12 protein-coding genes and 1 other RNA gene are annotated in these 11,970 nt (G+C 53.4%); 3 read left to right on the top strand and 10 right to left on the bottom strand.

The features are described from left to right. Positions 1–92 precede the first annotated feature (92 nt). Positions 93–713 (bottom strand): guanylate kinase, encoded by a 621-nt coding sequence (gene gmk / locus ACML7B_RS08090; RefSeq protein WP_418540495.1) that lies wholly within the window; start codon positions 711–713, stop codon positions 93–95. A gap of 17 nt (positions 714–730) precedes the next feature. Further along, positions 731–1,612 (bottom strand): YicC/YloC family endoribonuclease, encoded by an 882-nt coding sequence (locus ACML7B_RS08085; protein ID WP_106788524.1) that lies wholly within the window; start codon positions 1,610–1,612, stop codon positions 731–733. A gap of 186 nt (positions 1,613–1,798) precedes the next feature. Here ACML7B_RS08085 and ACML7B_RS08080 point away from each other — a divergent pair, with 186 nt between their 5' ends. Further along, positions 1,799–3,541, top strand: a complete 1,743-nt coding sequence (locus ACML7B_RS08080; RefSeq protein WP_418540493.1) for an Rqc2 family fibronectin-binding protein — start codon at positions 1,799–1,801, stop codon at positions 3,539–3,541. Here the strand turns inward: ACML7B_RS08080 and ACML7B_RS08075 are convergent. Together ACML7B_RS08075 and ACML7B_RS08070 are read right to left on the bottom strand one after the other, a co-directional pair. Next, the gene (locus tag ACML7B_RS08075; RefSeq protein WP_346708596.1) at positions 3,538–4,833 is read right to left on the bottom strand and encodes an ATP-binding protein; all 1,296 of its coding nucleotides are present in this window, start codon (positions 4,831–4,833) and stop codon (positions 3,538–3,540) included. The genes ACML7B_RS08080 and ACML7B_RS08075 overlap by 4 nt on opposite strands. Before the next feature lie 16 nt (positions 4,834–4,849). After that, entirely contained in the window at positions 4,850–5,980 is a 1,131-nt protein-coding gene (locus tag ACML7B_RS08070; RefSeq protein ID WP_418540491.1) for a bifunctional chorismate mutase/prephenate dehydratase, read from the bottom strand. A gap of 225 nt (positions 5,981–6,205) precedes the next feature. On the opposite strand from ACML7B_RS08070, the gene pyrB reads away from it, so the two are divergent. Both pyrB and ACML7B_RS08060 read left to right on the top strand, forming a co-directional pair. Continuing rightward, positions 6,206–7,123, top strand: coding sequence for an aspartate carbamoyltransferase (gene pyrB, locus ACML7B_RS08065; RefSeq protein ID WP_346708598.1), 918 nt, complete (start codon positions 6,206–6,208; stop codon positions 7,121–7,123). Positions 7,124–7,141: 18 nt separating this feature from the next. Further along, a complete protein-coding gene (locus tag ACML7B_RS08060; protein WP_106788529.1) occupies positions 7,142–7,582 on the top strand; it encodes an aspartate carbamoyltransferase regulatory subunit in 441 nt (146 codons plus the stop codon). A gap of 415 nt (positions 7,583–7,997) precedes the next feature. Here ACML7B_RS08060 and rnpB read toward each other — a convergent pair. The 6 genes from rnpB to ACML7B_RS08030 all read right to left on the bottom strand — a co-directional run. Further along, an RNA gene (gene rnpB / locus ACML7B_RS08055) (RNase P RNA component class A) lies at positions 7,998–8,348 on the bottom strand. Positions 8,349–8,382: 34 nt separating this feature from the next. Continuing rightward, a complete protein-coding gene (gene rnhA, locus ACML7B_RS08050) occupies positions 8,383–8,859 on the bottom strand; it encodes a ribonuclease HI (protein ID WP_106788530.1) in 477 nt (158 codons plus the stop codon). A 13-nt stretch (positions 8,860–8,872) separates the two neighbouring features. After that, the gene (locus ACML7B_RS08045; RefSeq protein WP_418540488.1) at positions 8,873–9,571 is read right to left on the bottom strand and encodes an MBL fold metallo-hydrolase; all 699 of its coding nucleotides are present in this window, start codon (positions 9,569–9,571) and stop codon (positions 8,873–8,875) included. A gap of 3 nt (positions 9,572–9,574) precedes the next feature. Beyond that, positions 9,575–10,045, bottom strand: a complete 471-nt coding sequence (locus tag ACML7B_RS08040; RefSeq protein WP_346708600.1) for a MogA/MoaB family molybdenum cofactor biosynthesis protein — start codon at positions 10,043–10,045, stop codon at positions 9,575–9,577. 76 nt (positions 10,046–10,121) lie between these two features. Continuing rightward, the gene (gene spoIVA, locus ACML7B_RS08035) at positions 10,122–11,594 is read right to left on the bottom strand and encodes a stage IV sporulation protein A (RefSeq protein ID WP_418540486.1); all 1,473 of its coding nucleotides are present in this window, start codon (positions 11,592–11,594) and stop codon (positions 10,122–10,124) included. Positions 11,595–11,713: 119 nt separating this feature from the next. Further along, a partial coding sequence (locus tag ACML7B_RS08030; RefSeq protein ID WP_418540485.1) for an NAD(P)H-dependent glycerol-3-phosphate dehydrogenase occupies positions 11,714–11,970 on the bottom strand: 257 nt, incomplete at its 5' end.

Below are 11,970 nucleotides of genomic sequence, written 5' to 3'. Positions count from 1 at the left end.
TACCGGCTGTTGACCACCTTGGTCTCGCCCTCTTCTACGTCCTTGTTCACAACCTTCATTAAATCTGTGTAAGATGGATGCAGCATATTCTCTTATTCTCCTTTCAGTTCCTGTCTCATCTTCTCTATAAAATCCATATTGCGGAAACTTTTCCTGTGTTCTCCCTGAATGATCTTATGGACCTCGTCCACACAGTCCTCCAGCACATCGTTGATCACCAGATAGTCGTACCTGTCCATGCCATTGGCTTCTTCTCTGGCACGCTCCATCCGGGAGAGGATCACTTCCATGGACTCTGTCCCCCGCTTCACCAGCCGGTCCTTCAACTCCCGGGCCGACGGCGGCGTCACAAAGAGAAGCAGGGTCTCCGGAAACTTCTCCTTCACCTTGAGGGCTCCCTGGATCTCGATCTCCAGGATCACATCCTTTCCTGCCTCAAGCTCCTCTTCCACGTACGCTCTGGGCGTTCCGTAATAATTATCCACGTATTTAGCATACTCTATCAATTGCTCTTTCGCAATCATTTTTTCAAATTCCTCTACCGTCCGAAAGAAATATTCTCTTCCCTCTTCCTCACCCGGCCGGGGGGCTCTGGTGGTGGCGGAAACAGAAAGGGCGTAATTGTCATATTTTTCCATCAGCCGCTTCATGATGGTCCCCTTGCCTGCCCCGGAAAAACCGGATACTACCGTCAGTATTCCTTTATTGCTCATGCAAATCCCTCTACTTTCTACTCAATATTCTGGATCTGTTCCCGGACCTTCTCGATCTCCGTCTTCAGATCAATGCCCACATTGGAGACTTCCAGGTCATTGGCTTTGGAGAGGATGGTATTGGCCTCCCGGTTCATTTCCTGGGCGATGAAATCCAGCTTCCTGCCGATCCCGCTGTCAGAAGATTCCAGGGTTTCTTTCATATGTACGATGTGGCTTCTTAAGCGGACCAGTTCTTCATCGGTACAGATCTTATCGGCAAAGATCACCACCTCCGCAGCGATCCGGCTCTCCTCGATCTGGGTATCCTCCAGAAGCTCCTGCACTTTGGCCTCCAGCTTCTCCCGGTACTCTGCGATGATCCTGGGCGCCCGTTCTTCGATATATCCTACCAGCTCCAGCATTCCGGACAGCTTCTCCAGGATATCCTTCTTCAGGTTCTCACCCTCCAGCGTACGGGTCTCCACAAACTGATCAATGGCTCCGTTCAGGGCCTTCTCCAGGCCGTTCCACAGTTCCTCCTCATCCAGGGCCTGCTCCTCCATGGTAAGCACCTCCGGACACCGGGAAATGGTGGATACCCGGACATCATTCTCCAGCCCGAAGGTAGTCTCCATCTGCCGGAAATAATCAAGGTATTCCTGGGCCAGCGCCTCGTTATATTTCAGAGACACCTGCCCTTCCGACAGGTCTTCATAGGAAATAAACAAGTCCACCTTCCCTCTCTGGATCCTCTTCTTCAGAAGGTTCCGGATAGAAGTCTCAAAAAAATTCAGCTTCTTGGGCATCCGGATGTTCACATCCAGATAGCGGTGATTCACGCCTTTCATCTCCACGGTAAATTTACGTTCTCCGTCGGCCACCTCACAGCGCCCGAAGCCGGTCATGCTTCTTATCATGATAACAAACTCCATTTCTTTGCATAATGCATCCGTTTTCGTTCCGCATTATTATAAGCCATTTGGCAATTCCCGTCAACCGTGGTATACTGGAACCCAAAGCGTTACCACTCACACCGTAGCCACTGCGCATCTGGCTGGAAGTATGGGTGTGAACGGATTCTTCACCAGGAAAGGAATATCACTATGGCATTTGACGGGATCACGGTCGCCGCGATCGTACAGGAATTAAAGGAAGCTCTCTGCCAGGGACGCATCGCCAAGATCGCCCAGCCGGAGGCGGACGAACTTCTTCTCACCATAAAGACGCCTGCAGGGCAGAAAAGACTCTACCTTTCTGCCAGCGCATCCCTCCCCCTTATCTATCTGACGGAGGACAATAAGCCCAGCCCCATGACGGCTCCCAACTTCTGTATGCTTCTGCGCAAGCATATCGGGAACGGGCGGATCGTGGATATCTCCCAGCCCGGGCTGGAGCGGATCATCCGGCTGGACATTGAGCATCTGGACGAACTGGGGGACCCCTGCCGCAAGAAGCTGATGGTGGAGATCATGGGAAAACACAGCAATCTTATCTTCTGCGACACGGAAGATAAGATCATCGACAGCATCAAGCATGTGTCCGCCCAGATGAGTTCTGTGCGTGAAGTGTTGCCGGGACGGACTTATTTTATTCCGGACACCATGGGCAAAGAAGACCCGCTGACCGTGGACAAGGACCGGTTCATCCAGACTCTTCTTGCAAAGGCTGCGGCCCTTGGCAAGGCTCTTTACACCGGCTTTACCGGCATAAGCCCCGCCGCGGCCGAGGAGATCTGCGCCCTTGCAGGGATCGACTCCTCCCTTCCTGCAAGAGAACTGTCCCCGGATGTGCTGACACATTTATACCGGCAGTTCTCCTACTATATGGAAGACATCCGGAAGGGAGCCTTCCATCCGGTCATCTACTACGACGGGAAGATGCCAAAGGATTTCTCGGTCCTTCCCATGACCCATTACAGCGATTATACCACCCGGGAGTTTTCTTCTGTTTCCCAGATGCTGGCCACCTACTATGCCTCCCGCAACGCCCTCACCCGGATCCGGCAGAAAAGCGCGGATCTGCGGCACATCGTCCACACAGCTCTGGAGCGGAACCGGAAGAAATACGACCTCCAGTTCCGCCAGCTCAAAGACACCGAAGGCCGGGATCAGTACCGGGTCTACGGCGAGCTGATCAACACTTACGGCTACAGCCTCCCGGAGGGGGCCAAAGAACTTACGGCCCTTAACTACTATGACGGCAAAGAGATCACCATCCCCTTGGATCCCGCCCGGACGCCCCAGGAAAATGCTCAGCGGTATTTCTCCCGGTACAATAAACTGAAGCGGACTTATGAGGCTTTAAGCCAGCTGATCCAGGAGACCGGTGAGGAGATCTCCTACCTGGAATCCGTGGCCAACGCCCTGGAGATCGCGGAAAATGAAGACGACCTGTCCCAGATCAAAGACGAGCTGGCAGGCAGCGGCTACATCCGCAGACGCCCCGGCCAGAAGAAGAAAAAGATCACAAGCCGGCCTCTCCATTACATCTCCAGCGACGGATATGATATGTATGTGGGGAAAAATAACCTGCAGAACGATGAACTGACCTTCTCCTTCGCCTCCGGAAATGACTGGTGGTTCCACGCCAAGGGCGCCCCAGGCTCCCACGTGATCGTCAAAACCGGCGGGGACGAGCTCCCGGACCGGACCTTCGAGGAGGCAGGCCGGCTGGCCGCCTATTACTCCAAGAACCGGGGCGGCGACAAAGTGGAGATCGACTATGTGGAGAAAAAACATGTGAAAAAACCAAACGGAGCCAAGCCTGGTTTCGTGGTGTACTACACCAACTACTCCCTGGTCATTGACTCCGATATCTCACAGATCAACGAAGCGCCTGAGGACTAGGCTTCCAGCGTGCCGGCCAGATAGTCGATGAACTGCTGGGCGGTACGGCCTGAGAGCCCGCCGTGGTTCAGCTCCCATTTATTGGCTTCCCGCAGCAGTTCTTCCTCGGGAAGCCGGATCTCGTTCCGTTTTGCCAGCTGGCGCACGATCTCCTGGAATTCTTTCTTGTCTGGTTTCCCAAAATAGATGGTAACTCCGAATCTTGCCACCAGAGAAAGCTTCTCCTGGACGGTATCGTTGGAGTGGAGTTCTTCGTCCCGCTCCTCCTTGTCCCGGAAGGTCTCCCGGATGAGATGGCGCCGGTTGGAGGTGGCGTAGATCAGGATGTTGTCCGGTTTTCGCTCCAGGCCTCCCTCGATCACTGCCTTCAGATATTTGTATTCAATCTCAAATTCCTCAAAGGACAGGTCGTCCATGTAGATGATAAACTTGTAATTCCGGTTCTTCACCTGGGCGATCACATCGTTCAGGTCCTGGAACTGGTGCTTGTAGACCTCGATCATCCGAAGGCCCTGGTCATAGTACTGGTTCAGGATGGCCTTGATGGAGGAGGATTTCCCGGTGCCCGCGTCTCCAAAGAGCAGGCAGTTGTTGGCCTTTCTCCCCTTTACAAATGCTTCTGTATTGTCGATCAGTTTCTTCTTGGCAATCTCATATCCCACCAGGTCGTCCAGATGGACATGGGCAATCTTGGTAATAGGCAGGATCTCCACTCCTTCCTCCGTGTGCTCGACACGAAATGCCTTGTGAAGACCGAATTTCCCCACGCCAAATTCCTTGTAGAACTGGGTCAGGGTAGATTTGAAGGTCTCCGCCGTCTCCGCCTCTGCAAGATGGACCGCCAGCTCACAGATCCGGTCCCGGATCCTCTGGTTGTAAACATTTCCATATCCCTTCGTCCCCTGATAGCGGGACAGCATGGAGATGCATTCTGCTCCCAGCTTCTCTTCCATTTCCCGGAAGTCATAATCAAACAATTCCTTGAAGATCTGGAAATCATGGAGGGCCGCCTCATTGATGGTCCCCTGGATCTCCCCTACGATCTCGCAGGAGGTGCTGTAAGCGTTCTCATGATTGGCCAGAAGGAAGGTGAGATAAGTATGCCAGAGATTTCCCTCAAACCCATGGCTCACCGCCAGTTCCAGGATCTGGTTGGCCGTGTCGAAAAGAAGGCCTTTAAGATCCTCCTGGTTATAGAAATCACTGTCGTAATTCTCCATAAGGAAAGCCATGTCCTGCAGGACTTCCCCTTCTTCTATGTTCTTGTAGATCATCAGTTCATTAACTCTCATATCCTTCACCCTCTTTCTAGTAATTTCCCAGGATCTTCAGGCTGCGGCTCTCCTCCCGTAGACCCCGGATAGCGTTTTTCACTCCTGCTTCCGCAAGATTTCCTTCAAAATCAATGAAAAACCGGTATTCCCAGCTTCGCCCCTCAATAGGCCGGGATTCGATCTTGGTCATGTTCAGATCATTATAGATAAAATGAGATAACAGATGGTAAAGGGATCCGCTCTCATGGGGCAGTTCCAGACAAAGGCTGATCTTTCTGGCTTCTTTTAAGAACACCTTCTGGTTGGTGACCACGATGAACCGGGTGGAATTACCGGCGTCATCGTTGATCCCTTCCTTCAGCACGCTAAGTCCGTGGATCCTGGCCGCATAGGCGCTGCACACCGCCGCCTGGCTCTTGTCCCCGTCCTCCAGGATCTTCTGGGCGGCAATGGCTGTGTTGGCCACGCTGATCTGCTGCCAGTCGCTGTGCTCGTCCAGGAAACGGCTGGTCTGCATCAGAGCCTCCGCCTTGGAGTAGACCCGTCTGATATCCCCAAGATCTGTTCCCGGCAGCCCCGCCAGGGTATGGGTGATGGGGAGTATGGTCTCTCCTACGATATAATTCTCAAACTCCACCAGAAGATCATACATCTGGGCCACCGCCCCGGCAGTGGAATTCTCGATGGGGAGCACCGCGTAATCCGCCGCTCCTTCTTCAATGGCGTACATGGCGTCCCGGAAGGTCCGCACGTGGAAACTGTTGCAGTCCTTTCCAAAATACGCCTGCATGGCCGCCTGGCTGTAGGCTCCTTCCGTCCCCTGGAATACGATCCTTGCATTTTCCTTGTCCAGAGAATCGATCTGGATAAAGGGAAGCCTGCCAAGGGCTCCCGCCTGGACCAGCTGCTGATACTGAAGCTTCCGGCTCATGGACATCAGCTGCTGGTACAATTCCTGCACCCCTTTTTTATTAAAATCCGTGGAGACCTTTGCCGCCACATCCGCCAGTTTCTCCCGCTCCCGCTGCCGGTCGAAGACCTTGGAGCCGGTGCGCACCTTGTATTCTCCCACTGCCTCGCAGAGCTTCATCCGCTCTTCATAAAGCCTTACGATCTCATCGTCCACCTGATCCAGCTGTGCTCTTAATTCTCCCAAAGATGCCATATTTTATCTCCTTTTTCGCAAAACTAAAGTGTATTATAATACATTTTCCTCATAAAATCTACAAGACCAGGGCCGCCTTGGAAAAAATTCTCCCCAGGCGTTGAAAAACTTTCCCGTTTAGTATATGATGTATGAAAGATTTTCAATGCATTTCCAATCTTATTTCAAATATGCAATATCCCAGAATCGCAACGGAATATTGATAGATCTTCAAAGGAGGTTTTTATGAGACACTTAATGAGCCCACTGGATTTTTCTGTGGAAGAACTGGACCATCTGATGGACCTGGCGGCGGACATTGAGGCGAATCCGGAGAAATACGCCCATGCCTGCGCGGGAAAGAAACTGGCCACTTTATTCTATGAGCCCAGCACAAGGACACGGCTCAGCCACGAGGCGGCCATGCTCAACCTGGGCGGCAGCGTGCTCGGCTTCTCCACCGCTGATTCCAGCTCCGCAGCCAAAGGAGAGAGCGTGGCGGACACCATCCGCACCATCTCCTGCTACGCCGATATCTGCGCCATGCGCCATTTCAAGGAAGGCGCTCCCATGGTAGCCGCCCGGCACTCCCGGATCCCGGTGATCAACGCAGGTGACGGCGGACATCAGCATCCCACCCAGACCCTGACAGACCTTCTCACCATCCGTTCCCTCAAAGGCCATCTGGACAACATGACCATCGGCCTGTGCGGAGACCTGAAGTTTGGACGTACCGTCCACTCTCTTATCAACGCCCTGGTCCGCTATCCGGGGATCCGCTTCGTGCTGATCTCGCCGGAGGAACTGCGTCTGCCAAGCTACATTCGCTCAGATGTACTGGATCAGAAGCAGGTGCCCTACGAGGAAGTAGTCCGCCTGGAGGATGCTCTTCCCAATCTGGACCTGCTCTACATGACCCGCGTTCAGAAGGAACGTTTCTTCAATGAGGAAGACTACGTGCGCATGAAAGATTTCTACATCCTGGACCGCAAGAAAATGGAGCTTGCCCCCAAGGATATGTTTGTGCTCCATCCCCTTCCCAGAGTCAATGAGATCTCCGTGGAGGTGGATGACGATCCAAGAGCCGCCTACTTTAAGCAGGCCCAGTACGGAGTCTATATAAGGATGGCGCTGATCCTGACACTGTTGGAGATTGAGGTATAAGAAGGAGGCCAAAACATTATGGTAAATAATACACTGACCGTCGGACGTATTGAGGAGGGCTTCGTCCTGGACCACATCCAGGCCGGCCGCAGCATGGATATCTACAAATATCTCCACCTGGACAAGCTGGACTGCTGCGTCGCCATCATCAAGAATGCCAGAAGCAACAAGATGGGCCGCAAAGACATTATGAAGATCGAGTGCCCCATTGATTTCATGGATCTTGACATCCTGGGCTTCATCGATCACAACATCACCGTCAATATCATCAAAGACAGCGAGATCGTGGAGAAGAAATGTCTCCACCTTCCCAAGGAGATCACCAACGTGATCCGCTGCAAGAACCCCAGATGCATCACTTCCATCGAGCAGGGACTGGATCACATCTTCGTGCTCACAGACCCGGAGAAGGAAGTGTACCGGTGTAAGTACTGCGAAGAGAAATATCACGGGAGATAGGTTTGTCGGGATGACATGACAGAAATCAGACGCACGAAAGCGGAGTCAGCCCCTGCAGAAAATCCGAAATTGTTCGCAAAGAATCCTTAACATTAAAACACAGAAGATTTCATGACCAGAGTAATTCGCAGGGAAATCTGATGATTTCCCTGCTCAGACTCTTTTCAGATTTGACTGGAAGTCAAATCTCCCCATGAGATCTTCTGTGTTTTTCTGTAACGGATTCTAACGCTCCAATACGAATTCTATGCAGGAGCTGACTCCGCTTTCTGTACATTCTGATTCTGCCAGAACATCCGCAAAGCCTGCCCATCTTCTTTCCGGCCGCAGGCTGCATAACGCTTATCAGGCCTTTGTCAGGACAGTTGGCAATCGCCGGTCTCCGCCTCTTGACAAAGCGTGCGATAAACCTGAAATCGCGAGCAAGACGATAAGCCGGGTTATGTCGTTGGGTGATCATCTATCTAGGCCTGCCGTTACCGGCAGGCTCCAGCAGCCTACCTAAGACGTGACGGGCCGCCACATCGTCTTCTCTCGGCCTTGCTTCGGATGGGGTTTACATGTGCCCCCGCTGTTACCAGCAGGGCGGTAGTCTCTTACACTGCCCTTCCACCCTTACCTCCCCTGGGGAAGGCGGTACATTTCTGTTGCACTTTCCTTGGAGTCGCCTCCACCGGACGTTATCCGGCATCCTGCCCTGTGAAGCCCGGACTTTCCTCATCTGCGGCCTTTCGGCCCCTGCAGCTGCGATCACCTGTCTTACTCGCGGCTTCTGATTGTATCACAAAAACCAGGATTTATCAATTATCAATTGTATCTTCCGCCAGATCTTCTCCGTCCGCCGCGCCGGTGGCCAGCGCGTCGCACCGCTCATTCTGGGGGTGGCCGTCATGGCCTTTGACCCAGATAAACGTCACCTGATGGGGCTCCTTCGCAGCCAGGAGCCGTTTCCACAGATCAATGTTTTTCACCGGTTCGTTCTTGCCCCTCTTCCAGCCTTTTCTGACCCAGTTTTCAATCCAGTGCTGATTAAACGCGTCCACCAGATATTTGGAATCAGAGTAAAGGTTCACCTGGCAGGGCCGGTTCAGGGCCTCCAGCCCGGCGATGGCCGCCATCAGTTCCATCCGGTTGTTGGTGGTCTTCCGGTAACCCTGGGAAAGTTCCTTTGTATGAAGATTTCCTTTGGTGTCCCGGTATTCCAGGACCGTGCCATAGCCGCCGGGGCCCTCCGGATTCCCTCTGGCCGCTCCGTCTGTATAGATATCTACCTGCATTTCGTTTCTCTCCTTATCCAATCTCAAACTCCTGGGGGGCTTTGGTAATCCGCATCACCTTGTCCCGGTAGGAAGATGCCTCAGGGTTCTCCATAAGCCGCTCCCAGACTTCATAATGTCCCCACATGTGCATGGGGAAAACTACTTTTGTGTCCGTATGCTTCATAAAATAATCCATGCCCCAGTAATACTGCTCCTCCTGCCTGGGATCCAGTGGAACAAAAGCCACGTCGATGGCCTGTCCTTCTATCTTGCCGATCTCATACCGGTAATTCCGCTTCATCATCTCGTTATAGACCCGGCTCTCTTCCTCCCAATGCCACCAGTTCAGATCTCCGGCATGGTAGATGGTCTTTCCTTCCGTCTCCACCAGGAAGGCCACGCCGGCGTCAGTGGAACGAAGCGTCCTCACGGAAAGCCCGTCCAGGGTAAGCTCCTGCCGGGGCGCCAAGTAATATACACCCTCGCCGGGGGCATTTTTCGCTGCAGCATTTTTCCGGATATCCTTAGACAGGATATAGGTCACATCCCGGTCCCTGGACCAGGTAAAGATCTTCTTCTGAAAATGATCATAGTGGGCATGGCTGGAAAATACATAAAGCTTCCTGTCAGACGTCCCGGCAGGAAGCTCTCCTCTGTAATAATCAAAGATCAGCAGCTTATCTCCAAGATCCACCGCAAAACCACTGTGGTCAAGGTACGTGATCTTCATCCTCTATGCTTCTCCCTTCACCAGTTCCACCGCATGGGCGATCTCCGGAAGCAGGTAGGAAAGGCACTCTTTGGCCGCCCCTGCTTTCCCTGGCAGATTGACGATCACCACATCGCCGCGGATCCCGGCCACACCCCGGTTCAGCATGGAGCGTTTCGTCAGCTTCATCATGTGGACCCGCATCATCTCCGGGATTCCGGGGATCAGCCGCTCCGCCACGTCCATTGTCGCCTCCGGCGTAAAGTCCATGGGCCCGCAGCCTGCGCCGCCTGTAGTCAGCACCAGATCCGCCAGATGGTTATCCGCCATCCGCTGCATGATAGTGGCAAGCACTTCACGGTCTGTGGGGAGCGCTTTCTGGAATACCACCTGGTATCCGGCGTCCTCTACGATCTGCCGGATAGCCATCCCTGCCTTATCTTCTTCTTTTTCTCTGTAAACATCTGTATTTGCTGTAAGGATCGCAATTCTCATAATGTACCTCCGTATTTTCTCCTGACGTATCTCACATAGTAGCATTTTAACGCTTTTGGTCGAAGATTGCAAGCACTCAAATAATGATGCACACCAGACCGCCGTTGCTGTCGTTGACGATCTTCTGCATGGTATCCTGCAGCTTCTCCTGGCTGGCGTCCCCGATCATGGAAATCTTGTTCCTCATCCCGTCCATCACCAGTTCCTCCACCGATTTCCCGAAGATATTAGTCTCCCAGATACCTCCCTCGCTCTCCTTCTTCTCCTTAATGTAATCCACCAGGTCCTGAGCCTGCTGCTCATTTCCCACGATAGGCGCGATCTCTGTCTCGATATTCGCCCGGATCAGATGGATGGAAGGGGCTTCTGAATGGATCCGGACGCCGTATTTATTCCCCTGGCGGATGATCACCGGATCCTCCAGCCTGATCTCTTCCCTCCGGGGGCTCACCACCCCGTATCCTTTCATCTTCACTGCGGCAAATGCATCTTTGACCTCCTCATACTCTGCCTTCAGCGCCGACAGGTTCTTCATGGCCTGGATCAGTTCATACTGGCCGCCAATGGGAAGGCCGGTCAGCTCGCTTAAAGTCTCATAATAGAACTGCTCTCCCACATCGATCCTGAGACGTACACATCCTGTGTCCATCCCGATATGCTCCACCCGCAGATCTTCTATGTAAGGGCTCTCCGGCGCCGGGATCCCTGCGGCCGCATCCCGGATCTCTTCCAGACGGTCCAGGATCTTTCGCGCATGCTCCACCAGATCCTGCCGGATCCTGTGATCTTCCGGCAGCATCTCCACCCATCTGGGAATAAAGAACTGGACTTCTGAAACCGGAAATTCATAGAGCACCGCCTCCAGGATCCGGCAGATGTCTTCCTCCTTCAGCTGCTCACAGTTCACCGGCAAAGCCCGCACCCCATAAGTCTCCTCCAGTTCCCGGGCCAGTCTCCCCGCCTCTTCTCCCAGAGGCCTGCGGGAATTGACAAGGACCACAAAAGGCTTGCCGATCTCCTGAAGCTCCCGGATGGTCCGCTCCTGCGCCTCCCGGTAATTCTCTCCTGGGATCTCCCCGATGCTTCCGTCTGTTGTCACCACCAGGCCGATGGTGGCGTGCTCCCGGATCACCTTGCGGGTGCCGATCTCCGCCGCTTTGGTAAAGGGGATCTCATAGTCAAACCAGGGCGTCTTCACCTGCCGTTCCTGTCCCCCTTCAATATGCCCGGACGCTCCTTCCACCATATATCCTACGCAGTCGATCAGCCGGACCCGCACGTTGGTCTCCTCCGACAAGGAGATCTCAGCCGCCTCTTTTGGAACAAATTTGGGCTCTGTGGTCATGATCGTCCGTCCGGAGGCGGACTGGGGCAGCTCATCCCGGGTCTGGGCCTTCTCATGCTCATCTTCCATATGCGGGAGTACCAGCACATCCATGAAACGTTTGATCAGTGTGGATTTCCCGGTCCGCACCGGCCCCACCACTCCTATGTATATCTCTCCCTTTGTTCTGGCCTGTATATCCTTATAGAGTTGGAATGTGTTCATTCGAATACCCCCTTGCTGTGCTGGTAACAGTGTATGTAAGGGCGATCCCTTTTAGAACTCCGGGCAGGAAAAAGCGGTATGGCCCTTTCCCGGCCATACCGCTTCTTCATCCTGTCCGTTTATTCCTTCCACGTAAGGGAGCTGTGCTCTGTCTTGCTGTCCCGGAGCATCAGTTCGTTGACTGCCTCTCTTGGATCCTTCCCCTGGAAAAGAATTTCATTTACCTTATCAATGATGGGAAGAGATACTCCGTATTTCTCCCCCAGCTTCACCGCCGCTTTGGTTGAATATACGCCTTCCACCACCATATTGACTTCCTTCATGGCTTCTTCCATGGACTTGCCCTGTCCCATCAGATAACCGGCCTTCCGGTTCC

This window comes from Massilistercora timonensis (genome assembly GCF_048354975.1).
Taxonomy (GTDB): domain Bacteria; phylum Bacillota; class Clostridia; order Lachnospirales; family Lachnospiraceae; genus Massilistercora; species Massilistercora timonensis.
This window is presented reverse-complemented; position numbering and strand designations above follow the sequence as displayed.

What these genes read in the sequence shown, in the direction of transcription:
- gmk (WP_418540495.1), bottom strand. Translation starts at nt 713, where the DNA reads ATGAGCAATAAAGGAATACTGACGGTAGTATCCGGTTTTTCCGGGGCA.
- ACML7B_RS08085 (WP_106788524.1), bottom strand. Translation starts at nt 1,612, where the DNA reads ATGATAAGAAGCATGACCGGCTTCGGGCGCTGTGAGGTGGCCGACGGA.
- ACML7B_RS08080 (WP_418540493.1), top strand. Translation starts at nt 1,799, where the DNA reads ATGGCATTTGACGGGATCACGGTCGCCGCGATCGTACAGGAATTAAAG.
- ACML7B_RS08075 (WP_346708596.1), bottom strand. Translation starts at nt 4,833, where the DNA reads ATGAGAGTTAATGAACTGATGATCTACAAGAACATAGAAGAAGGGGAA.
- ACML7B_RS08070 (WP_418540491.1), bottom strand. Translation starts at nt 5,980, where the DNA reads ATGGCATCTTTGGGAGAATTAAGAGCACAGCTGGATCAGGTGGACGAT.
- pyrB (WP_346708598.1), top strand. Translation starts at nt 6,206, where the DNA reads ATGAGACACTTAATGAGCCCACTGGATTTTTCTGTGGAAGAACTGGAC.
- ACML7B_RS08060 (WP_106788529.1), top strand. Translation starts at nt 7,142, where the DNA reads ATGGTAAATAATACACTGACCGTCGGACGTATTGAGGAGGGCTTCGTC.
- rnhA (WP_106788530.1), bottom strand. Translation starts at nt 8,859, where the DNA reads ATGCAGGTAGATATCTATACAGACGGAGCGGCCAGAGGGAATCCGGAG.
- ACML7B_RS08045 (WP_418540488.1), bottom strand. Translation starts at nt 9,571, where the DNA reads ATGAAGATCACGTACCTTGACCACAGTGGTTTTGCGGTGGATCTTGGA.
- ACML7B_RS08040 (WP_346708600.1), bottom strand. Translation starts at nt 10,045, where the DNA reads ATGAGAATTGCGATCCTTACAGCAAATACAGATGTTTACAGAGAAAAA.
- spoIVA (WP_418540486.1), bottom strand. Translation starts at nt 11,594, where the DNA reads ATGAACACATTCCAACTCTATAAGGATATACAGGCCAGAACAAAGGGA.